The sequence below is a fragment of the Sphingobacterium spiritivorum ATCC 33861 genome (assembly GCF_000143765.1).
Taxonomy (GTDB): Bacteria; Bacteroidota; Bacteroidia; order Sphingobacteriales; family Sphingobacteriaceae; genus Sphingobacterium; species Sphingobacterium spiritivorum.
Genome location: NZ_GL379771.1, coordinates 314100 through 337883, shown reverse-complemented (window position 1 = coordinate 337883; position 23784 = coordinate 314100). Strand labels below are relative to the sequence as shown.

At 40.8% G+C, this 23784-nt stretch carries 20 protein-coding genes; 10 read left to right on the top strand and 10 right to left on the bottom strand.

Going from position 1 to position 23784, the window contains the following annotated elements:
• Positions 1 to 182: 182 nt before the first annotated feature.
• Positions 183 to 587 (top strand): hypothetical protein, encoded by a 405-nt coding sequence (locus HMPREF0766_RS11540; RefSeq protein ID WP_002997283.1) that lies wholly within the window; start codon positions 183 to 185, stop codon positions 585 to 587.
• Positions 588 to 608: 21 nt separating this feature from the next.
• Here the strand turns inward: HMPREF0766_RS11540 and HMPREF0766_RS11535 are convergent, their stop codons facing one another.
• The 4 genes from HMPREF0766_RS11535 to rbfA all read right to left on the bottom strand — a co-directional run bounded on the left by HMPREF0766_RS11535 (position 609) and on the right by rbfA (position 3484).
• Positions 609 to 1256, bottom strand: coding sequence for a hypothetical protein (locus tag HMPREF0766_RS11535; protein WP_115388667.1), 648 nt, complete (start codon positions 1254 to 1256; stop codon positions 609 to 611).
• A 101-nt stretch (positions 1257 to 1357) separates the two neighbouring features.
• Complete coding sequence (locus HMPREF0766_RS11530; RefSeq protein WP_002997279.1) at positions 1358 to 2446, bottom strand: aminotransferase class V-fold PLP-dependent enzyme; 1089 nt, start codon at positions 2444 to 2446, stop codon at positions 1358 to 1360.
• A gap of 4 nt (positions 2447 to 2450) precedes the next feature.
• Positions 2451 to 3083 (bottom strand): leucyl/phenylalanyl-tRNA--protein transferase, encoded by a 633-nt coding sequence (aat, locus tag HMPREF0766_RS11525; RefSeq protein WP_002997276.1) that lies wholly within the window; start codon positions 3081 to 3083, stop codon positions 2451 to 2453.
• A 29-nt stretch (positions 3084 to 3112) separates the two neighbouring features.
• Positions 3113 to 3484 carry a 30S ribosome-binding factor RbfA gene (gene rbfA, locus HMPREF0766_RS11520; RefSeq protein WP_002997274.1) on the bottom strand — a complete coding sequence of 124 codons (372 nt, stop codon included), beginning with the start codon at positions 3482 to 3484 and terminating at the stop codon, positions 3113 to 3115.
• A gap of 647 nt (positions 3485 to 4131) precedes the next feature.
• Here rbfA and argH point away from each other — a divergent pair.
• Positions 4132 to 5463, top strand: a complete 1332-nt coding sequence (gene argH / locus HMPREF0766_RS11515) for an argininosuccinate lyase (protein WP_002997269.1) — start codon at positions 4132 to 4134, stop codon at positions 5461 to 5463.
• 245 nt (positions 5464 to 5708) lie between these two features.
• Here the strand turns inward: argH and HMPREF0766_RS11510 are convergent, their stop codons facing one another.
• Positions 5709 to 6764 carry an aldose epimerase family protein gene (locus tag HMPREF0766_RS11510; RefSeq protein ID WP_002997267.1) on the bottom strand — a complete coding sequence of 352 codons (1056 nt, stop codon included), beginning with the start codon at positions 6762 to 6764 and terminating at the stop codon, positions 5709 to 5711.
• A 253-nt stretch (positions 6765 to 7017) separates the two neighbouring features.
• Here HMPREF0766_RS11510 and HMPREF0766_RS11505 point away from each other — a divergent pair, with 253 nt between their 5' ends.
• Positions 7018 to 8784: an aromatic amino acid hydroxylase gene (locus HMPREF0766_RS11505; protein WP_002997265.1), complete on the top strand. Its 1767-nt coding sequence runs from the start codon at positions 7018 to 7020 to the stop codon at positions 8782 to 8784.
• Here the strand turns inward: HMPREF0766_RS11505 and HMPREF0766_RS11500 are convergent.
• Positions 8770 to 9675, bottom strand: coding sequence for a flavin reductase family protein (locus tag HMPREF0766_RS11500; protein WP_002997262.1), 906 nt, complete (start codon positions 9673 to 9675; stop codon positions 8770 to 8772). The two genes, HMPREF0766_RS11505 and HMPREF0766_RS11500, sit on opposite strands and share 15 nt — an antisense overlap.
• A 52-nt stretch (positions 9676 to 9727) precedes the next feature.
• Complete coding sequence (locus tag HMPREF0766_RS11495) at positions 9728 to 10711, bottom strand: fumarylacetoacetate hydrolase family protein (protein WP_002997260.1); 984 nt, start codon at positions 10709 to 10711, stop codon at positions 9728 to 9730.
• A 312-nt stretch (positions 10712 to 11023) separates the two neighbouring features.
• On the opposite strand from HMPREF0766_RS11495, the gene HMPREF0766_RS11490 reads away from it, so the two are divergent.
• The 5 genes from HMPREF0766_RS11490 (at position 11024) to HMPREF0766_RS11470 (ending at position 18219) form a co-directional block, all read left to right on the top strand.
• Positions 11024 to 12181, top strand: coding sequence for a homogentisate 1,2-dioxygenase (locus HMPREF0766_RS11490; protein WP_002997256.1), 1158 nt, complete (start codon positions 11024 to 11026; stop codon positions 12179 to 12181).
• Between the two features lie 20 nt (positions 12182 to 12201).
• Positions 12202 to 13329 carry a 4-hydroxyphenylpyruvate dioxygenase gene (gene hppD / locus HMPREF0766_RS11485; protein WP_002997254.1) on the top strand — a complete coding sequence of 376 codons (1128 nt, stop codon included), beginning with the start codon at positions 12202 to 12204 and terminating at the stop codon, positions 13327 to 13329.
• 29 nt (positions 13330 to 13358) lie between these two features.
• Entirely contained in the window at positions 13359 to 14585 is a 1227-nt protein-coding gene (locus HMPREF0766_RS11480) for a Glu/Leu/Phe/Val dehydrogenase dimerization domain-containing protein (protein WP_002997252.1), read from the top strand.
• Positions 14586 to 14645: 60 nt separating this feature from the next.
• The gene (locus HMPREF0766_RS11475) at positions 14646 to 16010 is read left to right on the top strand and encodes a deoxyguanosinetriphosphate triphosphohydrolase (protein ID WP_002997250.1); all 1365 of its coding nucleotides are present in this window, start codon (positions 14646 to 14648) and stop codon (positions 16008 to 16010) included.
• A gap of 94 nt (positions 16011 to 16104) precedes the next feature.
• Complete coding sequence (locus HMPREF0766_RS11470) at positions 16105 to 18219, top strand: type IA DNA topoisomerase (protein ID WP_002997248.1); 2115 nt, start codon at positions 16105 to 16107, stop codon at positions 18217 to 18219.
• A 10-nt stretch (positions 18220 to 18229) separates the two neighbouring features.
• On the opposite strand, the gene HMPREF0766_RS11465 is transcribed toward HMPREF0766_RS11470, so the two are convergent.
• A complete protein-coding gene (locus HMPREF0766_RS11465) occupies positions 18230 to 18838 on the bottom strand; it encodes a hypothetical protein (protein WP_002997246.1) in 609 nt (202 codons plus the stop codon).
• 252 nt (positions 18839 to 19090) lie between these two features.
• Here HMPREF0766_RS11465 and HMPREF0766_RS11460 point away from each other — a divergent pair, with 252 nt between their 5' ends.
• Positions 19091 to 20080, top strand: a complete 990-nt coding sequence (locus tag HMPREF0766_RS11460; RefSeq protein WP_002997243.1) for a hypothetical protein — start codon at positions 19091 to 19093, stop codon at positions 20078 to 20080.
• Positions 20081 to 20152: 72 nt separating this feature from the next.
• Here HMPREF0766_RS11460 and HMPREF0766_RS11455 read toward each other — a convergent pair whose 3' ends face one another.
• The gene (locus HMPREF0766_RS11455; protein ID WP_002997241.1) at positions 20153 to 21292 is read right to left on the bottom strand and encodes an acyl-CoA dehydrogenase; all 1140 of its coding nucleotides are present in this window, start codon (positions 21290 to 21292) and stop codon (positions 20153 to 20155) included.
• 179 nt (positions 21293 to 21471) lie between these two features.
• Between HMPREF0766_RS11455 and HMPREF0766_RS11450 the strand changes: the two genes are divergently transcribed.
• Entirely contained in the window at positions 21472 to 22107 is a 636-nt protein-coding gene (locus tag HMPREF0766_RS11450; protein WP_002997239.1) for a peroxiredoxin, read from the top strand.
• 77 nt (positions 22108 to 22184) lie between these two features.
• On the opposite strand, the gene HMPREF0766_RS11445 is transcribed toward HMPREF0766_RS11450, so the two are convergent.
• On the bottom strand, positions 22185 to 23681 hold the full coding sequence (locus HMPREF0766_RS11445) for a TPM domain-containing protein (RefSeq protein ID WP_236590401.1): 1497 nt from the start codon (positions 23679 to 23681) through the stop codon (positions 22185 to 22187).
• Between the last annotated feature and the right edge of the window lie 103 nt (positions 23682 to 23784).

The following is a 23784-nucleotide window of genomic DNA, read 5'->3' as shown; positions in this document are numbered from 1 at the left end:
TGACAGTAAAATGACAGTTACAGTTGTTTTTTTGTAACGATGTTTCCTGGGATTGTCAATCCGGGTAACAAAGGATTTGAATGTTTAAAATGATAACTCCTTATGTGTAATAAAAGTTTATAACCGGTAGATGATAGATCGGGAAAGTATCCTTAATTTTGCAGTAAAATAAGAAAGAAATTATGCTAATCATTCGAAAGAATTTTGCACTTGCAGGTGTGATCCTGTGTCTGTTATCCGGGATGCTACCTATGCTGAAGGTTCCTATCAAAGGTAACTGGAATCTGTATCAGACAGATGAGGCTCTGTTTTTCATTACCTATGGCATCATTGGGATTACAGGATTGTTGTTTTTTATTCGTCAGCTCAAAGGCTATCGTTTGATGACCCGCATCGCTGCAGGCTGGTATCTTTTAAGTATTTCAGCGGTATACTTTAAGATCAATAATTATTTCGGATGGAAGTTTGCTGACGGATTGCTATCCAAAGCCATTCATATGCGTTGGGGATGGATTGTGTACCTGATAGGCATATTGTGTTTGCTGATAAGTACTAAACAGCTGAAACAGGCTGAACAAAGTGTATAAAATAAGCCCGGATTTCCGGGCTTATTTTTTTTTGGGTCTGTTAGAAATAAAATGCGATTGCAATTTATCCAAACCTATGTTTTCCTCTTCTTTATCCAATACATAGTGCCAGACCTTCTCGCAGAGTGTATCGTTCATCTGCTTCGCATTCGTCAGATCTACAGGTCGTACGCGTTGTTCTTTCTCTATTGGCTGATTTATTTTCTGTGCCGATCGGCTGTGTTTGATGATCTGAAAATGAAAATTCGGCCAATTGCCAACGGCTGAAAAATTGCCGGAGAAAAACTGTACAACATCATGCGGACTCACTTGTCCGGCAAAGATTCCTTTTGCTTTCGCATTGTTGATTTCAGATACACTCACCAAAAGTTCATAAGAAGTCTCATTGATGATATGCAATTTTGCCAGACCTTCTTTCTGGTCACCGCTTACAGCAAGCAGAATCCCTTTCTCTACGAATTTTGCAGGCTCTGTTATTTTGGTTTCTGTAACCTCATCATCTTCACGGTTCATATTGCCGTGTACCAATGTGATTTTGCTAGTCAGGACAGGGATTTCAAATCCTGTTTCATCTGTCACACCCACTATATCATTATCCTGGAAAGATGTCACGTGGCCTTCTATCGGCTCGTCAACAAATCTTACCAGATCACCAATTTTGAATTTCATATGTATATCATTTGTTTTTTCAATTGTCATCTACCAGCTGACGGCTTCAGACTTTATGCATTTGTACTTGTAGTCTGTTCCTAAGTGAACAGTTTGTTTTTTTATCTTGGCAACTTGTCAATGACCTGTAATAATCGCTCCAGATCATTTGTGTCATTATATAAGTGAAATCCTATACGTATTCCTGTTCCACGGGGAAAACATTTAATACCGTTATCCATTAAAGTCGTAAAATGATTGGGATCGATCTGTAAATTGAAAATAGTACTGTGGTTATTCCTCCTTTTTACAATATCCGTCAGCAGATTTCTTTTTTCAAATTCCTCTCTTGCATGCTCCGACAACCGTGAGGTATAAGCTGCTGTATTCTGGATGCCGAGCTGATCAAAAAACTGTAAAGATTTCTGAAGTGTACCCTGAGCCAGTGTGTCTACATGACCAGGCTCAAAGTATAACTGTAATATACTCTTTCCTTCCCACATTTTTTCAAAGACAGGCTTCTGTTGCTGAGCTGTCTGATAAAGTTTGCTTTTCAAGGTGTCATTCAGGATGAAAAAACCGTTTCCAAAACCAGAAAGCAACCATTTATATCCGCTGGTACCTATTCCGTCAAAACCGGATGTTTCAAAATCAAAAGACTCTGTGCCCAGATATTGGGTGCCGTCACCTATAATCAGCAGATCCGGATGGGTCGCTTTCAGTTCCTGTATAAAAGAAAGATCGATTTTGATGCCTGAGATATACTGAACAATGCTACATATAAATACATCGGGTTTGTAATGACGAATAGCTTCCAGAATATTCTGTTCCATATTTTCATCAATGTTCACGAAAGTATGGTCAAACCCGCGGCTGATAACAGGAAAGTTAACAGAAGGATAATCTTCATTCAATAACAGGATACGTACATCAGCAGGAAGACCGTTGAGTATGACATTAAAACCATGTGAAAAGTTTGGCGTACAGTAAATATTCTGTGCTGCCGTATGGGCAAAGTCAGCTATAGTCTGCTTTACCTGTTGAATAAATGCCCCTTGTTGTTCCCTTAATACAGTGTCCGTCATATGAAAATCCACATCATACCGGGAACGCCATTTTTTTATTTCTTTGCTAATAAGACCAGATCCCGGAGTTGTTAAGTAGCTGATATTTTCAGGAATATCAAAATATGATTTGTATTGCTGAGACATGCGTTTAAGTGTTAAGTATATTTAGATAGTCTTCCTGAGAAATCATTTCGCCACCCATGGAAGCGAGATGATCCGTATGGAATTGGCAATCTACAAATTTGAGATCAAAAAACTGAAATAAATGAATGAGAGCTGTCTTGGAAGCATTAGGCACTTTAGAAAACATACTTTCGCCACAGAATACTTGTCCGATCAGTACACCGTATAATCCACCGACAAGCTGGTCCTCCTGCCATACCTCAATAGCATGTGCATAACCTGATTTGTGAAGCCCGATGTATGCATCAATCATATCATTGGTGATCCATGTGCCATCCTGATCCTTGCGTTCTATCTTTGCGCATTGACGGATGACCTGTTCAAAGACTGTGTTAACTGTAACTTTAAACTCTGCTTTACGTAATACCTGCTTCATGCTCTTGCTGACTTTTAATCTTTCAGGAAAGATCACAAAGCGTTCATGAGGAGCGTACCACAGGATCGGACTGTCATCACTAAACCAGGGAAATATACCGTTGTTGTAAGCGAGTAGCAGACGGTCGGGACTTAAATCGCCGCCGACAGCCAGCAAACCGTCCTCTTCGGCATATTTGGGGTGAGGAAAGCTCAGATCCTGATCATCGAGTTGAAAAATCATATACTTATTCCATAAAAAAACCAGATTGTTTAATCTGGTTGTCTTGGTTCCTTACTGATCTCGTCAAAGATCTTGTCCATATGTTCTACGTATTCATTCGTGTCATCGAGGAAGAACTCAAGCTGCGGAACTATCCGTGCCTGATTCTTGATGCGTGATCCAAGTTTATATCTTATTTCTGAGGTTTTTGCGCGTATTGCCTTGATATCTTCCGGAGCTGTTTTTGTGTTTAAGAAACTCAGATATACACGGGCTATTGCCAGATCAGGAGTTACACGTACACGAGTTACGGTAATGAAAGCGCCTGGTGCCCAGTTGTTACCGTCGCGTTGGAAGAGTTCTGCCAAATCCTGCTGAATGACTCCGGCAAACCGTTGCTGTCTTTTACTTTCTGTAGCCATAGTTGGAAATTGAGATGATAATATACAAAGATACGGTTTAATTTTGAAAAGTCTTTTTGAAGCCTTTCAAAAACAAAAAAGGCTTGTCGTGGGTGCTGACAGGCCTTTTGCTCAAAATTAGTTTATAATTGGCTAGGTTGTAATATTTTTTTCAAGTTTTAAGACTTTTGGGTCTATCATAGTTGGTTTATTTTTTGCTTGTTGAAAAAGGTGAGTGTTAACTCATCCGATCCTTTTTCTCTCTTTCCATTCTCCCTTTGTTGTCACAAACATATGGATATAAATTATTTGTACAAAGTCTTTTTTTAAAAAAAGTAACCGCTCACTCACTAACTGTTTTTCGATAAATTTCAAAAATAACCCTTAACATAGCGTTAACATGGTTTTTACGTTGTTTGAACATGTTTTATTCAGAGGTAAAAATCATGATTAAAAAAATAATAAATCAGGGGATGAGGTTACTATGTTCTCCATATTTCTGCAGATCTGTCGGTTGACTCTCCTGTGTAATCCTCATTTTCTATGTATTCTTACATCCGTACACAATCAGAATCTTAGATATCACAAACAAAAACGTAAACATAGAATTGCATTGTTTTATTTAAATTTCAAATGGTATTTTTGTACACCTTAAAAAAGATAAAAGCATGAAGATCTGGCAAAAAAATATTGATGTGGATTCCCTGGTAGAAACATTTACAGTAGGTAACGATCGCGTAATGGACTTGCAGCTGGCGGAAGCTGATGTATTAGGTTCATTAGCACACACCCGTATGCTTAACAGTATAGATCTGATGTCAGATGAAGATCTAGCAGTAGTTCAGAAAGAACTGAAGAATATCTATCGTGAAATTCAGGAAGGTAATTTTCAGATAGAAGATTCGGTAGAAGATGTACATTCTCAGGTCGAAATGCTGCTTACGCAAAGAATAGGGGAGGCCGGGAAAAAAATACATTCAGGAAGATCCCGCAATGATCAGGTACTGGTAGACCTTAAATTGTACTTCCGTTCGGAAATTCAAAGCATAGTACAGAATACAACACACTTCTTTGATCAATTGCTTACATTGAGTGAACAATACAAACAGGTATTGATCCCGGGATATACACACTTGCAGATTGCAATGCCTTCTTCCTTCGGACTTTGGTTTGGAGCATACGCAGAGAGTCTTGTTGATGATCTCGAACTGATGAAAGCGGCATGGAAGGTATGTAATAAAAATCCGCTGGGATCTGCAGCCGGATATGGCTCCTCTTTTCCGTTGAATCGTACACTTACAACAGAGTTGCTGGGATTTGAGGATCTTAACTATAATGTTGTATATGCACAGATGGGACGAGGAAAGACAGAGCGTATTCTTGCTCAGGCTATGAGTGCAATTGCCGCAACACTTGCCAAGTTTGCAATGGATGTAACCCTCTACATTAATCAGAATTTTGGTTTTATCTCCTTTCCGGCACATTTGACCACAGGATCCAGTATTATGCCACATAAGAAAAATCCGGATGTGTTTGAATTGATACGTTCCCGTTGCAATAAGATACAGGCATTGCCCAATGAGATTGCTTTGATGACCACTAATCTCCCGTCCGGATATCACAGAGATCTGCAATTATTGAAAGAAAATCTTTTCCCGGCTTTTAAATCACTAAATGAATGTCTGGAAATCGCAACTTATATGTTAGCGAATATCTCCGTCAAAGAAAATGTATTGGATGATCCTAAATACGATTATTTATTTTCGGTAGAAGTGGTCAATAATGAAGTGTTAAAAGGTGTTCCGTTTAGAGAAGCATATAAAAATATTGGATTGGCTATTGAAGAAGGAACCTTTCAGCCTTCAAAAGAAGTAAGTCACACACATGAAGGAAGCATTGGTAACCTGTGTAACGACCATATAAAAAGGATGTTTGAACAGGTCAAAGCTGATTTTGGTTTTGAAAAAGTAGATACTGCGCTGCAGGCATTAGTAAAATAAGACCTCTTATAAGGGATAAGTCAGAAAAGGCTTCAGGAATTTTATTCCTGAAGCCTTTTCTTTTTCTGTTGTCTGCAATTGTGTAACCTTTCTCCTTTATACGAAGAGCGTTTGCCGGTGTCCACACCGGTAATAATTTAAAGTCATAAGGGGAGGTTTGCACCACATAAGGTAACTATTCATCATCCCGCCCTAAACCTTTCTTTGTAAAGGAGAGGTAAATATTTTGATATAAATGCTGTTATTTATTTTTGAATTGAAAACTTAAAATGAGTTTCTGAAGTAAATACTTCTCCTTTTTTCAGTGAGGTAGTTGGGAATTCCGGTTGATTGGGACTGTCTGGATAGTGTTGAGTTTCCAGACAAAATCCTGCATAAGGTAAATACTTGTGGCCTGATTTTCCGATATCATTTCCGGTCATCCAGTTGCCGGTGTAAAGTTGTACGCCTGGCTCTGTTGTCAACACATCCATTCGTATTCCGGAGTCAGGGGAGAATACAGAAGCGCATGGACTTGAAATGGGAATAGCGTTTACAAAGCAGTGATCATAACCTTTGGCTGCAATCAGCTGTTCATCATTTGCTGCTATATCCTGTGCTATGGTCTTGAACTCTCTGAAGTCAAAAGCAGTGCCTTCCACAGGTATAATAGCATTTGGAATCTGATGCTCATCTACGGCAAGATATTCGGTGGAATTGATCTGTAAGTGATGATTGAGAATGTCGCCATTACCTTCACCATTGAGATTGAAGTATGTATGGTTGGTGAGGTTTATAACAGTATCCTGGTCAGATTCTGCACGGTACTTGATGATGATCTCATTTTCATCCGTCAATGAATACGAAACGACAACACTCAGGTTGCCGGGAAAACCTTCTTCCCCGTCTTTCGAAACATAGTAGAATTCTACATAAGATTCCTGATTCATTCTTCTGTCCCACACACGTCGATGAAAACCTTCTATTCCGCCATGAAGAGAATTGATCCCGTTATTCTGATCCAGAGTATACGAAGAGCCGTTTATTTCAAATGTGCCATTGGCTATACGATTCGCAAAGCGGCCTGCTGTAACGCCGTGATACTGCTCATCCGCTTCATAATACTTCTGAATAGAATCAAAACCCAGTGCAACATCTCTTAGATTTCCTTTTTGATCGGGAACTAAAATACTGACTATACGTGCGCCATAATCACTTAATGCAACCTGCATTCCTCTGGCATTTTTCAAAATAAAGAGATGCGTATTTTTGTCCTTAAGTTGACTTTCAAAATTTTTGGAGGAAGGTAGTTGATATATCATGATTGTGGGTTCTAAAAAATTAGTCTAATTTAAGTATTTTTAAAGTGTAAAAGAAACATTGATCCAGGTTGTTTGTACACAGCTGGCCCAAACGGCACAATGAAAGAGAGTCTCTTCTAAAAGAATTCTTATCCTATAAATTCCGGAGACAGATTTGTCTCCGGAAAACTTTTATTAAAGTAAAGTCATGTTCGGATTAAGGATTTGCACATCAGGGACTAAATATTTAAGTTTGTGTTAAAGCCGATTGTAAATGGATACATATAATAATCCGATTTTGGAGCAGTTACCCGCACATCTTAAAAAATATGTTGTGCCTCAGCAATACGAAAGATACACGCCCGTTGACCAGGCCATCTGGCGCTATGTGATGCGTCAAAATTATGCTTATCTGAAAGATGTAGCTTATTATCCTTACATTCCGGGGCTGAAAAAGGCAGGGTTGACAATAGAACGTATTCCGGATTTGCAGGCTATGAATGACAGTTTAAAGCAGATTGGCTGGGGAGCTGCTACGGTAGATGGATTTATCCCTCCATCGGCATTCATGGAATTTCAGGCACATCGTGTATTGGTTATAGCTGCAGATATTCGTCAGCTCGAACATATCGAGTACACACCAGCTCCTGATATTATCCACGAATCGTCCGGTCATGCACCCATTATAGGTGAACCTGAGTATGCTGAATATTTACAATATTTTGGTGAGATAGGGGCGAAGGCTATGTTTTCAGCTCAGGATTTTGCGTTATATGAAGCGATCAGAAGTCTTTCGATTATTAAAGAAAAGAATAATGCCACCATTAATGAAATAGAAGAAGCAGAGTTACACCTGAAAAATATTCAGGAGAATATGGGTGATCCTTCTGAAATGGCTTTACTGAGCAGGCTGCATTGGTGGACAGTCGAATATGGACTCATTGGCACCCCCGATGTTCCGAAAATTTATGGTGCCGGCTTGTTATCTTCCATAGGAGAAAGTGCTTCCTGTATGCGTAAGGAAATTCCGAAATTACCTTACAGTCTCGATGCGCTGAATTATGCATATGATATCACACAACCTCAGCCACAATTATTTGTTACGCCGGATTTTGTACATCTGAGAAACGTATTGGATGATTTCGCCAATACGATGGCTTTCCGGATCGGAGGGAAGGATAGTATGAATAAAGCCATTGCCTGTCAGAATGTATGTACAGTTGTATATAGCTCAGGACTGCAGGTTTCAGGAATATTTCAAAAAGCAAATGATGATCATGCCTTGTCCTATATTAAATCTGCAGGACCTACAGCCTTATCCTGTCAAAATAAGCAATTGGAGGGGCATGGTAAGAACTATCATCGGGATGGTTTTGGTTCTCCGGTAGGACTGTTGAAAGATAGCGACGTTGCTTTAGAAGATTTTACGGATGAGGAATTGGTGAAGTATGATATTGTTGTAGGCAGGGAAACCGTACTCACCTTTGCTTCAGGTATAGAAGTGAGAGGTGTAGTTCAGTCTGTTCTTCGTCAGCATGGAAAATTAATTTTGGTGTCTATGGCGCCATGTCAGGTGGTTGAGATCGAGAGCTGTCAGCTGTATTTTGATCCGGAATGGGGCACCTACGATATGGCTGTGGGTAGAGAAATTGTATCGGTATATTGTGGCGCTGCGGATAAAGATGCATTTGAACAGGAATCTACTGTATCCGAAATAAAAACTGTACATCAGGTATACGATGAACAAACCATAACCTTGCATCAGATTTATGCCCACATCAGAAAGGAACGGGAAAGCAAGGCCTCATTGCAAACATTGACAGGTCTCTATGCCGAACTATCAGACCACTATCCGGATGACTGGTTGGGACTTTTGGAAATTCTGGAAATAGCGACCAAAGAACAATGGGTTGATCTTGCTTCTTCGGCAGAGGGTACACTCCTGAAATTACAGGAAAAACATGTTCATCTTATCAAATTAATCCATGACGGAATCCGATTGGCAAAAGATGATCATGTTGGTATATTACTGACCGAGTAACAGTAGCTGCCAGGCTTTCTGCAGTTCTCCGGTATCCAGTAATTTCGCGGCTTGTGTATGGAGCTCTTTTTGGAATCTGACAGGATCATCTTTCCATTTTTCCAGAGAAGACAAGGTTTTCTGGTCTGGTGATGTGCTACCTGTAGGAGAAAACTCCGGTAATACCTCAACATTTGCAAGCATACCCAAATGATTGCCTGTGAGAACAGTAGAAAAGCGAATACTTTCGGGTAGCTGATCTATTCCTATACCAAGGTTGCGCAGCGGTTTGGGGACTTTAAAGAGACTTTCCTCAGTTACGCGGCAGTACCAGTCACCACCCAATCTCGCTACAAGATCCAGTTTTGCCTGATCAACCTGATTGTTACTGTCCAGCAAGTCCTCGTGAATATGCATGCATACCACTTCTGCAAGGACAAGATTGCCGGCTCCGGGATCATCACTCAGCGCGATGATATCTTTTACCTTACATTCAAGCTGTACAGGCGATTCGGCAACCCGGGGAGGTCTTACATATGTGGAAGGCATAGCTGTAAAGCCGGATTTTTCAAATTCATTGATTCCCTTTGCATATTCCGTACTGGCAAGCGATTGCTGCTGTACCATATCGTAGTTGACAATGTTGATAACGACCTCTTTTACTTCTTTTATGTTTTCAAGCGTATGCTTGGTTGTTCCGTCCCGCATTCTTCTCAAAGGTGAAAACACACAAACAGGAGGCTGGTGGGACATTAAATTGAAATAGCTGAAAGGGCTGAGGTTGACCTGACCGGCAAGATCTACCGTACTTGCAAAGCAGATGGGACGCGGTGCAATGGCATATTTGATAAGGTTATCAAAAATAGCCTGTTGCTGGATGGGGTCTATTACTTTGGTTTTGATATCGGACATGAGCTATTCAATTAAATAATGAAAAATATAAAGGCTTGTAAAAAAGGATATTTTAATATTTATTTATAGGTTCAAGAACAACAGTATTATCCAGCTGTCCCAATCCTGTAACCTGCATACTGATATGATCTCCCGGTTGTAGCCATTGTACCTGATAATTCGGGTCATTCCGCTTTCCCGTACCATTGAGTTCCAGAAAGCACCCTGTTCCGACAGTTCCTGATCCGATAAGATCTCCCGGGAAAACCTCGACTCCGTAAGATACACGCTCTATGATTTCTGCAAAGGTCCAGTTCATATCTGCCAAATTTCCGGCAGATACCTGTTTTCCGTTTACCGCACAACTCATATGCAGATTGTAAGTATCTCCTGTATGGCCTTCAGGTGTTGCAATCTTATATGGCTCCAGTTCATCTTTTGTGACCAGATAAGGGCCTGTCATTGTCGCGAAATCTTTCCCTTTTGCCGGACCCAGGTTGAGTTTCATTTCTTCCATCTGGAGATTTCGGGCACTCAGATCATTCATAATCATATAGCCTGCTATATACTGATCCGCTTCAGAGGCAGGTATATTCTTTCCCCGCTTATTCAGTACGACGGCTACTTCAAGTTCAAAATCAAGTTGATCAAAATGCAGAGGCATACAGGATACGCTGCCCGGTCCCATTACAGCGCGATGATTTGAAAAGTAAAAAACAGGAAACTTATCAAACTCCGGAATCATTTCCAATCCGCGATTACGTCTGGATGTTGACACATGCTGGCGAAAAGCATAGGCATCCCGAAATGAAGATGGATAAGGTACAGGGGCTAATAATTTAATATGACGTGAGTCAAGTGCAATGTTGCTGAATTTTCCTTTTTTAGCAAGTTCGACTGTCCGGGACATCGCCTGCATACTTTGCTGACCTCCTTCCAGAAAATCGTTCATAGATACAGGTAAACCCGGGGCCGTCTGACTGCAGATATAGATCTGGTCATCTAAAATAAACCCGAGTTGCTCCTTGTTGTCATATTCACATGTTACAAGTCTCATATCAAAGTATAGCCGTTAAAATCATCATAAATAAGGAATATGGAAGTAAATATAATGATGATCTGATTTATTTGTGCAATATCTAAAAAAGATATAGTAAATAAATCTTATATTTGAGATAAACTTATATACCAGTTATGAACATCTTTGGACTACAATACTTTACGGTATCCTTGGGCATGATCGCTTTAGTAAAAGCGATGATTGCAGATGTTGTTTTTGCCCAATATTAGGCATTTCTTTTCTTGCGCCAAATAATCCTTTGGCAGGTTTAACACTATATTGTTTCATATTTTTAAAATAGACTTTATCATGCCAATTTATCATCAATTGGGAAAAGTCCCTCAAAAAAGACACACTATTTTCCGGAAACCAAACGGTGAACTGTTCTCTGAAGAACTGGTGTCAACTCATGGCTTCTCCAGTACGTATTCTCTGGTATATCATTGCTATCCGCCAACATTAGTGAAGCAGATCCGGGATCCGTATGATGTATCGCCACGCATAGCCCGTGAAAAGCATCTCAAACACACCAGTCTGAAAGGCTTTAAAATACAACCTAAGGATGATTACCTCGAAAGCCGTACACCTGTGCTGGTCAATCAGGACCTTCATGTATCACTGGCAGCTCCGAGACTCTCCATGCTGGATTACTTCTATAAAAACAGTCAGGCGGATGAGATTATCTTTATACACGAAGGTAGCGGCGTACTGAAAACAGGCTATGGAAAGATCCGGTTTGAATATGGCGATTATCTTGTCATTCCGCGAGGTGTTATTTATCAGTTACATTTTGACAATCCTGACAACAGATTGTTTATTGTAGAATCTTTTTCTCCGATCCGGACACCTAAACGTTACCGGAATGAATTCGGACAGCTTATGGAGCATGCTCCGTTTTGTGAAAGAGATATCAAACGACCGGAAGATCTGGAAACGATAGATCAAACAGGTGAATTTGAAATCAGAATAAAAAAACAAGGGCTAATATACCCCTATGTGTATGGCAGTCACCCCTTTGATTTTGTGGGCTGGGACGGATATCATTATCCATGGGCTTTTTCTATTCACGATTTTATGCCTCTTACCGGAAAACTTCACCAGCCGCCCCCGGTACATCAGACTTTTGAGACCGAAACGTTTGTGTTATGTAGTTTTTGCCCGAGATTATACGACTATCACCCGCAGTCCATTCCTGCCCCGTACAATCACAGTAATGTAGACTCCGATGAAGTATTGTATTATGTGGACGGAGATTTTATGAGCCGCAAGAGTGTAGAACGCGGGCAGATCACCCTGCATCCCGGAGGTATTCCGCATGGACCACATCCCGGAACAGTGGAGAAAAGTATAGGACAGACAAAAACAGAAGAACTGGCAGTCATGATCGATCCTTTCAGGCCGTTGATGCTGACAGAAGAAGCATTAGAAATTGAAGATCAGGAATATTATAAATCCTGGATAGGTTAAAAATTAAAAATATCAGCATTATGGCACAGACTTTTGCAGAAAAAATAGCTCTCGCGCAGGATTTCCTGCCCATCAACGGAACAGATTACATTGAATTCTATGTAGGCAATGCCAAGCAGGCAGCGCATTATTATAAAACAGCATTCGGATTCCAGTCGGAAGCCTATGCGGGGCCGGAAACAGGAGTGAGAGATCGGGCTTCCTATGTATTAAAACAAAATAAGATCAGACTGGTGCTGACGACCGCACTGCGTTCTGAGCATCCTATAGCCGAGCATGTCAAAAAACATGGTGATGGGGTCAAGATCCTTGCACTTTGGGTAGATGATGCTACCAAATCATTTGAGGAGACGGTAAAGCGTGGTGCAAAACCTTATCAGGAACCTCAGGTTACGAAAGATCAGCATGGAGAAGTTTGCACCTCAGGAATCTATACTTACGGAGAGACCATCCATATGTTTATAGAGCGTAAAAATTATAAGGGCACATTTATGCCGGGCTATGAAGTCTGGCAGAGCGATTATCAGCCGGAAGAGACCGGATTGCTGTATATCGATCACTGTGTCGGTAATGTGGGATGGAATAAGATGAATGAAACAGTAGAATGGTATCAGCATGTGATGGGATTTGTAAATGTGCTTTCCTTTGATGACAAACAGATCAATACGGAATATTCTGCCTTGATGAGTAAAGTAATGAGTAACGGAAACGGATATGTGAAATTTCCGATTAATGAACCGGCGGAAGGCAAGAAAAAATCGCAGATTGAAGAATACCTGGAATATTATGAAGGAGAGGGTGTGCAACACGCAGCACTGTCAACCAAGGATATTGTAGGTACTGTCAAAGCACTTAAAGCGAGAGGAGTAGAATTTTTGGGTGCTCCGCCGGAAGCATATTATGACATGTTGCCTGATCGGGTTGGCGTGATTGATGAAGAAATAAAAGTGATTCAGGAACTTGGGATACTGGTCGATAGGGACGATGAAGGGTATCTGCTTCAAATATTTACCAAACCTGTAGAAGACAGACCTACGCTTTTTTATGAAATCATACAACGTAAGGGAGCACAAAGTTTTGGAGCGGGAAATTTTAAAGCGCTGTTTGAGGCCATTGAAAGGGAGCAGGAAAAACGGGGAAATCTGTAGACATATTATTTTTAAAAATCAGCCAGTTTATGAAAGAACTTTTGCAGGCTTTTGAGCGTAAAAGGCCCGAAATTATATTTGAATGGAAAGACAATGAGACCGAAGCTGAAGGTTGGGTCGTGATCAACTCCCTTCGGGGCGGAGCTGCGGGTGGAGGCACCCGTATGCGGGCCGGTTTGGACCGGAACGAGGTAGAATCCCTTGCCAAAACTATGGAAGTTAAATTTACCGTCTCCGGTCCGGCAATCGGAGGAGCCAAATCAGGAATAAATTTTGATCCTGCTGATCCCCGTAAAGAAGCTGTACTCGACCGCTGGTTTAAAGTCGTCACGCCTTTACTGAAAAACTATTATGGTACAGGAGGAGATCTGAATGTCGATGAAATACACGACGTAATACCATTAACAGAACAGTACGGGTTGTGGCATCCTCAGGAAGGGGTGCTGAACGGACATTTTAATGTTCGCGAAAAGGATCGTATACATCAGATCGGACAGCTGCGGTATGGTGTATCCAAAGTGCTGGAAGATGCGGCCTTCAGTCCGGACCTGAAGCGAAAGTATAAAGTAGCAGATATGATAACAGGTTACGGCGTGGCGGAATCTGTGAAACACTTTTACAACCTTTACGGAGATACCTGTAGCGGAAAACGTGCCATTATTCAGGGTTGGGGAAATGTTGCCGCCTCTGCAGCCTTTTATCTGAGCCAGCTTGGCGTGAAAATAGTCGGGATAATTGATCGGGCTGGCGGGCTGATCAACAAAGATGGGCTTACGGAAGAAGAGATTACTACGCTTTTTCTGAATAGAAAAAAGAATGAACTGCATACTCCGGATCTGCTGCCCTTTGCACAGGTCAACGAAGAAGTATGGAATATAGGTGCAGAAATATTTATCCCGGCAGCCGCTTCCCGCCTGGTCTCAAAAGAGCAGGTCAGTCAGTTAGTGGATAACGGCTTGGAAGTCATCGCATCAGGAGCGAATGTGCCTTTTGCAGACAGAGAGATATTTTACGGGCCGGTAATGGAATTTGCAGATCAGCAGGTGGCGGTCATTCCGGATTTTATTGCTAATAGCGGAATGGCAAGAGTCTTTGCTTACCTGATGCAGCCAAATGTGGAGATCAGTGATGAAGCGATTTTTTCGGATGTTTCTGCTGTTATTTACAATGCGCTGCAAAAGATCCGCAAAACAACAGCTGAAAGGACACATTTATCTTCTCATGCTTATGAAATCGCATTAAAAGAATTGGTATAAATCTCGTTTCAGTAGCATTCATAGCGAAACCTTTTGCGTTAGAAACAGTATATTTGCGCTATGTCTGAAAACATGCAAATGAATTGGAAACAGCTGCTCTCCGCTAAACGTTGGGGATATGAGGATCGTATTAATAAAGATCATTTAGAGGCTCGTTCAGAATTTCAAAGAGACTATGACAGATTAATTTTTTCATCTCCGTTCAGAAGGTTGCAGAACAAAACTCAGGTATTTCCATTGCCCGGAGCAGTGTTTGTGCACAATCGTTTGACCCACAGTCTGGAGGTAGCAAGTGTAGGCCGTTCGTTGGGCAGACTCTTTTATGCAAAGATGAAAGAGGCCAACCCTGATGTAGACGAGGACTATCCGTTTTTACAGGAAGTCGGAAATATTGTATCAGCAGCTTGTCTGTCACATGATCTGGGTAATCCCGCTTTCGGGCATTCCGGAGAATCGGCCATCTCGACTTATTTTACAGAAGGAGAAGGACGCAAATTTCAGGAGCAGGTCACTGCAGAAGAATGGGCAGATCTGACCCATTTTGAAGGTAATGCAAATGCATTGCGCATATTGACTCACCCTTTTAACGGGAAAGATGACAAAGGTTTTGCACTGACATATACTTCTCTGGCATCTATTGTCAAATATCCCTGTGCGGCTATTGACGGACATATCAAGAAGAATCATCATCGCAAAAAGTATGGCTTTTTTACAGCCGAACGGGAGTCATTTGCTAAAATAGCTACGGAGTTGGGATTACTGCAGGATCCGACGAACCCTAAAGGATACCTTCGTCATCCTTTAGTTTATCTGGTAGAGGCTGCAGATGATATCTGTTACAATATTATCGATCTGGAAGATGCACACCATCTCAAAATCCTGTCTTATAAAGAAGTAGAGGAATTACTTTTGCCTCTTTGTGGCGGTGAAAACCTGCGCAACCGGCTGGATAGTCTTAATGATACAGCCAGCAGGGTAGCTTTACTTCGTGCTAAAGCAATCAATACCTTAATCCACGGATGTGTAGATGTATTTTTCAAGGAACAGGATAAATTTCTGGCAGGTACATTTCCAATGGCACTGATGGATGCTTTGGAGGATGATGTCGTGCAACAGATGAAAAAAATATCCAAAATCTCTGTTGCGCAGATTTATAATGCGCCTACTGTTGTTCAGATTGAAGTGGCCGGTTACAAGGTTATGAATGCTTTATTAGCTGAATTTGTGCCCGCTTACCTCAAAAAAAATAAGAATGGTTATGATCAGAAGTTGGTTGCATTGGTTCCAAACCAATTTTACACAACCAACGATGATGCGTATTCCAAAATCCGCTCGATACTGGATTACGTTTCAGGTATGACCGATGTATACGCCATCGATTTATATCGCAAAATAAAAGGAATCACCATTCCTTCCATAGATTAAGAATAATGATTTAAGGAAATGGCAGATAGAAATGTGATTCACATCCTATATTGCTCTTTCCTTATCCCTTATATAATAGCACAATACAAAATACATGAAAGTAGTTATCGCGGAAAAACCGTCTGTTGCAAGAGATCTGGCTCGTGTTATGGGAGCCAAGGAAGTGAATGACGGCTATATTTCGGGTAATGGGTATGCATTTACCTATGCATTTGGTCATCTGGTACAGCTGTGTACGCCACAGGCTTATGGTTTTCATACCTGGTCAGTTTCTAATCTGCCGATTATACCTGCACAATTCAAGCTGGAATCTAAAAAAGTAAAGAAAGACGGTAAGCAAATGGATGATGGAGGAGCTTTAAAGCAGCTGAATACAATTAAAGGTTTGCTGGATAAAGCAGAAGAGGTGATTGTAGCGACGGATGCCGGGCGCGAAGGAGAATTGATATTTCGTAATATTTACTATTATCTGGGTGCGAATGTTCCCTTCAAAAGATTATGGATTTCCAGTCAGACAGATAAAGCGATAAAAGAAGGATTTGCCAATCTCAAAGAAGGAAGCGAGTACGATAGCCTGTATATGTCTGCAAGGTCGCGCTCCGAGTCGGACTGGCTGATCGGTATCAATGCAACACAGGCTATTACTCTGGCTGCCGGAAATCGTGGATTACTATCTCTGGGACGTGTACAGACACCCACACTGGCGATGATCTGCTCCCGTTTTATCGAAAATAAAAACTTCAAACCGACTGCTTTCTATAAGATTCAGGCGCAGTTTGAAAAAGAAAATATCAAGTTTAAAGCCACATCTAACCGAATAGATCAGAAGGATCTGGCGGAGGAAACACTGGCAAAAATAACTGTCGGGGCTTCGGCCAAAGTGACCAAAGTAGAAGGAAAGGAAGTCAAAGAACCACCTCCTTTACTGTATGATCTGACCAATTTACAGCAGGATGCCAATAAGAAATACGGATATTCTGCCGATCAGACACTCAGTATTGCACAGACCCTCTACGAAAAGAAGGTGATCACTTATCCGCGTACGGGCAGCCGCTACATCGGAGAGGATGTATTTGAAAAAATAGAGGAGCTTTTCCAGCATCTGGCAGATACTGCTGAAGAAGGGATCGCAACAATAAGCCGAAATCTGATTGGTGCCAAACTCAATAAGCGCTCTGTAGATGATAAAAAAGTAACAGATCACCATGCCTTGCTTGTTACGGATGAAAAACCTTCTGCTATGCTTAAGGAGCAATCCAATATATATAATATGATTGCTAAACGTATGGTGGAAAGTTTCTCTGATGTCTGCCTCAAGGATATCACAACTGTAATCATGGATGCGGAAGGCGTAGAACTGATCGCCAAAGGAACAGTTATCAAGCAGTATGGCTGGAGACTGTCTGCGGATCAGCTGGAACAACCGGAGGACGATAAGAAGGATAATGATGATGCAGATACTGAAAACGCACAGTTGCCGAAGCTTTCAGCTGAAGAATTACTGGAAATACTGGCGTTGGATCTGATGGAAAAATTTACCAAGGCCAAACCTGTTCATACGGAAGCATCTCTCTTGAAGGCAATGGAAACTTCAGGTAAGGAGATCGATGACGATGAGATGCGCCAGGCGATGAAGGACTGTGGTCTGGGTACACCTGCGACACGTGCGGCAACCATTGAAACATTATTTCAGCGTGACTACATCAGAAGGGATAAGAAGAAACTGATTCCTACTGATAAAGGACTTGCTGTGTATAACCTGGTGAAAGACAGGGCTATCGCAAAAGTGGAACTGACCGGTAAGTGGGAACAGAAACTGGAAGAAATGCGTGCAAATAAAGTCTCCTATGATGTGTTTATGAAACATATCAAGGACTTTACGGTGCGTATCACAAAAGAATTGCTGCAATTGCGGATTTCACTGACACAGGATGTGGAACCACCCAAACAGACTGTCTCTATAAAATGTCCTAAATGTGATAAGGGCAGTATGATTCTGTATGAGAAAGTAGCGCAATGTGATCATTACGCGAGAGGATGTGACTTCAAAATATGGCGTACCCTTTCCGGTGTCACATTGGAAGAAAAGGAAATGAAAAACCTACTGGAGAAAGGTAAAACCGGCGCATTGAAAAACCTTCAGGATAAAGAAGGTAAAAAAGTAGACGGTGTTTTGGTTTTTGAAAATCTCAAAGTCAGTATTGCATAATCATTCCTGATCAGAAGATATCTTTTAACATTTCCCAGCTATGTTGCGGGTTTGAAGCAATCAGATAGATCATTTTGAAAATCCCGTTTAAACATTCGAGAAGCACCATAAAAACAGGAATGAGCAGATAGGACAGCTTGCTGTGTTTGTATTTAAGTGTATGTATATTCATCATCCTCTTCAGCATTGGCATTAAATCTTCTCTATAATAATAGAGTAACAATGCTATAAAGAGCAGGTAAAAAGACAGACGGAAAGTAAAGGCTATTTTGAAACTATGTGGCATTATAGTCAGATCGATGATCAGAATGTTCGCTATTATGGGAATAAGCATTAATGCCCCAATAATGACAGTTCTTTTATAAAGAAGTAGTAATGCGGCTATAATCTGTGAAATTGCGATAAAATATTTAAAGGGCTGGTGGTCAAAAAGATACCAGCCTGTTTTGAAGAGCGAAAGATCTTTTATGGGAGTTGCCAATTCTTCAGTTGTCAGATTCCCAAACTGACCTCCGGAAAGTTTACCGATACCATAGGATAGAAAAATAAATGCTAATAAACAGCGGATAGAAAGAATAATAAGATCTAAAGTCTTTTCCTGATTGATTCGTACTTTCATTATTTATAACTGGTATGTAATTAACAGATAGATGCCGGAAAGTACAACATTCCATAAAGAAATAAAAAAAAATAGGGATATCGCAAGCCCAGAATACAAGATATACCGAATGGAGATCACGTTTTCTATAGGTTGAAAAGGCGGACAAAACTTATGGAAGCCTCTCTGTGGATAATTAAGTGCAGTATGTAAAGGAATTCTTGACAGTATGTAAACTTTTTTATATTGGAAATAGGCTACTTTTGTATCCTTATGTCGACAACATTATACAATCCTTTTAAAACATTTAAGTTTGATAATAATACCTGTTTTCTGACAGGTCAGCCTCTGACGTCAGCAGACGAGCAGATTCAGGTCTTTCCGGTATGGATGATGCGGGCTTTTGATCTGGAAGAAAAGCCGTTCAAGATGTTGGACGAAAATGTAGTGACATATAAATCATTAAAACTTCCATGCAGTGCTGAAGCTGCTTTGACCATCGAAAAGATGGAGTCGGAGGTGGAGCGTGCTTTTGCCGAAGGTTATACTGCTGTTAAAAGTCTTCCTCCTGTTACTCTTTTTCAATGGATGGCAAAAATTGTATACGGAGTTGTATTTAATGAGATTCAATCAGGAATACGCCAGCAGGTGTTATCCGGAGAAGATATGAATTTTTCACAGGCGCTTGTGCAGAAATTTAAAAATCTGCATGCGATGCTGCAATCCCTGCTTGTACCTATGGAGTTTGAAAATACGTTGCCTTTTTCACTGGTTGTTGTGCCTGTACATAACCCTCCTCAAACCTTCAACTACAGGGATGAGATCAATACTTTGATTTTTTCACTTCGTATGAATGATTTCGGGCTTATTGCCTGCTTGCAGGATAATGCCACCAATAATATCTATCATGAAGAGGCGTTACAGTTGCTGGCAGACAAACAATTGCACCCTATACAATTTGAAGAATTAGCAGCGCGATATTTTTATTCTGCATATCTTTTCAACAGACTGCCGGAATATACGTACTTGCATACGCCTGCAAAGGTGTATGTAGAACCTATGCCGCTGGCTGATATGTCGATGAAACCTATCTTTGATCATTGGCAGGTAAAGACTTACGGGCAGGTGCTGGAAAACTTCTGGAAACCCTGGGGTTTTATATTGTTTGAGATTATCAAGAATCCTGAACATCCGATGAGTTTCATTGCGGATGAACAGAACGCCTTTATTCCGAATACGGAAATTACCCTTCCGTTAGCATAGTATAAAAAGTCCCGGTCACATGCAGCGATCGGGACTTAGCTGATTTATTAACAATTGTACTTTTTTGAGATCTTATTTTAAGATTTCACGGGCTATGACCAGACGCTGAATTTCGGAAGTGCCCTCATAGATCTGTGTGATTTTGGCATCCCGCATCAGACGTTCGACATGGTATTCCTTGACATATCCATATCCTCCGTGGATCTGTATTGCTTCAATTGTTGTTTTCATAGCGACTTCTGATGCGAATAATTTGGCCATAGCAGCTGCTTTACCATAAGGTTGCCCGTTATCTTTGAGCCAGGCGGCTTTATGAATAAGGAGTCGCGCAGCTTCTATTTCCATTTCCATATCAGCCAGTTTGAATTGAATCGCCTGATGTTCGGAAATCGGTTTACCAAATGTCTTCCTTTCCTTAGCATAGGCCAGTGCGAGTTCATAGGCTCCCGCTGCAATACCCAGTGCCTGTGCAGCAATACCTATACGACCTCCGTCAAGTGTTTTCATGGCAAATTTGAATCCGAATCCATCTTCACCTATACGGTTCTCTTTAGGTACTTTGACATCCGAAAACATAAGAGAGTGTGTGTCTGAACTGCGGATACCTAGTTTATTTTCTTTCGGGCCTATTGTGAAGCCCTCCATTCCTTTTTCTACAATCAGAACATTAATACCACGATGACCTTTGTCGGGATGTGTCTGAGCGATTACAAGGTAGTAATCTGCATTTCCACCGTTAGTAATCCAGTTTTTTGTTCCGTTCAGCAAATAATGATCTCCTTTGTCCTCCGCAAGTGTATGCTGTGAAGTCGCATCAGATCCCGCTTCAGGCTCAGACAACGCAAAAGCGCCCAATTTTTCACCGGAGGCAAGCGGATATAAATACTTATTCTTTTGTTCTTCCGTTCCGAACGCATCTAATCCGTAGCACACGAGAGAGTTGTTTGCAGACATGATGACAGCTGCTGAAGCGTCAATCCTGGCTAACTCCTCCAACACAAGTGTATAGGCGAGTGTATCCATTCCTGCACCACCATATTTCGGATCGACCATCATGCCCATAAAACCAAGTTGTCCCATCTGCTTAACATGTTCATAGGGAAATTTGGCCAGTTCATCACGCTCGATCACACCCGGTTTAAGATCCTGTTGTGCAAAGTCACGGGCAGCCGCCTGTATCATTTTATGTTCTTCACTTAGTTCAAATATCATAACGCACTCATTTTTGATGGTTTATATCCAAATATATTAAAAATATATTATGCTTGCATAGTAAAATTTTATTTTTTATCTCTTCATTGTCACAATTTGGAGTTGAAATTTGTTTATAAAATAAAATCTACTATATTAGTAGGGTAAACAAATTTTTAATTTAATAACATTAAGAAATTATGAGTTTAAGACTAGGAGACGAAGCCCCGAATTTCAAGGCGCAAACAACAATAGGAGATATTGATTTTCATGATTATATCAAAGACAGCTGGGTTGTATTTTTCTCACACCCGTCAGATTATACACCGGTATGTACGACTGAGCTGGGCAGGACTGCCAAACTTAAATCAGAGTTTGATAAAAGAGGGGTGAAGGCACTTGCTTTGAGTGTGGACAATCTGGAAGACCATCACAATTGGGTAAAGGATATTAATGAAACGCAGGATACGACAGTCAATTTTCCGATTGTAGCGGATGTCGATCGTCATATTTCTGAGTTGTATGATATGATCCACCCCAATGCTTCAGCTACTGCAACAGTACGTTCGGTATTTATTATCGGACCTGATAAGAAGATCAAACTGACCTTGACTTATCCGGCATCTACAGGACGCAATTTTGATGAAATACTACGTGTGATTGATTCCTTACAGCTTACAGCTGATTATTCTGTTGCTACACCTGCAGATTGGAAACACGGAGAGGATGTGATCGTTGTACCGGCTATCAAAACAGAAGATATCCCGGCTAAATTTCCAAAAGGATTTAAGGAAATAAAACCTTATCTGCGTACAACTCCGCAGCCGAATTTGTAGCAAATTATTATAATGGTAAATGTCTTTCATTTTGTATTAGCTCAATACAAAATGAAAGACATTTTTATTTGCATAAATTACCATCTGCCTCCGGCTCCGCCACCTCCACTTGATCCGCCTCCGAAACTTCCTCCCGATGATCCGGACGAACCGGAAGAGCCGGATGAACCCGAAGATCCGGAGGAACTGCTTCTGACTTTTTTAGGTATAGTGACTTTGCCTAACTCTATCTCATACCTGCAATTTCTACAATCCTGTTTTTCTATACCCGTACCTGAGTTGGAATAAGTGGCTGCTGTTATTGTTTTGATATAAGGGATATGGAAGGTAAAGAAGTGACATTGCGGACATTCCTCATAGGAAGAAGCCTCTTCTCCGTCAAAACTATTCACCTGAATTTTTCCGGACAATGTATTTTTCCAGAATTCGAAAATTTTCGAATTGACCTTCTGTTCGTTTCTCTGCCCATCGTTCAGATATTTTGTAAGTTCCTTTGCGCTGATTTCATCTTTATTTATTCGTTTCCATTGCCCTGACTCATCCGGAGGAATAAAGCGGACTTTTACTTTATTTCTGAATTTCGATACCGCAAACAGGTCAAAGAAAGCTAGCGGAGCAATCAAAGGGATCAGCAAAGTTCGTGTTGAAAATTTAGAAAGAGCTGTGGACTTACTTTCATCATCCTGATACGAATCGCTGATGAGTGTTCTGGATTGGTTGTATTTCATGGCCAGAATCAGACTGCCTAGTATGGCTAAAAATATGGGAAGATTTTTTAGTTTAAAAACTTCCTCCAGATTATTGAATCCAAATGCAAAGATAAAGACACTGAAGAATATCAGTATTCCGAAACACCCGCAACCGCTGACGACAGGATGGAGTCCCTTTTTGATTTTAACCCGCCCGGATAGGGATTTGGTAATCCATCCGAGATAGAGGTATACTATCAATACGATTAACAAAATGATCCCTGTCTTATTTAAAAGCTCAGCATGTTTGAACCAGAATGAGTTATTACGTTTGAGTATAGAATCCAGCTCCTTTACCGAATCAGGAGCTAACAGAGACTGCTTAATGGCCTGCATGGCAGCTATAACTCCTGCGTCATAGTCTGAATTGCGAAAATGAGGAACCAGGAAAGATTCACCTACTCTTTTGAGATACGCATCAGGAAGAAGTGCTTCCATTCCGTAACCGGTTACAAAACGATAATAATGTCTGTCCGTACCAATAAAAAGCAGCAGGCCATTATTTGCTTCCTTTTTGCCGATACCCCAGGTATTGAAAAGACGGTGCACGAAAGCAAAGTCATCATCTCCTTCAAAATCACTGACAACAACGACTGCTACTTCAGCTTTTGTTTTCTCTTCAATCTCAACTGCCATTTGATTTATTTCAGATTCAGCAGCACTGCTGAGTATGCCGTTTGGATTGCTTACATAATAATTCTGTCCGTTCTCTTTAGGATTTGGAATCTCCTCTACAGTATATTGAGCTTGTGCAGTCAGGGATCCGAAAAGGAGGAAAGCATGAATAACTATACAGTATATGGTATAGAATAAGACACGAATCATACTCTTGTTGTTTTTCATTTGGTATTACTTACTTCTCTAAGAATCCGATCATTTATTTCGGGGGTGTTGGTTATTTCTTCACAATTCATATATAATACGAAAG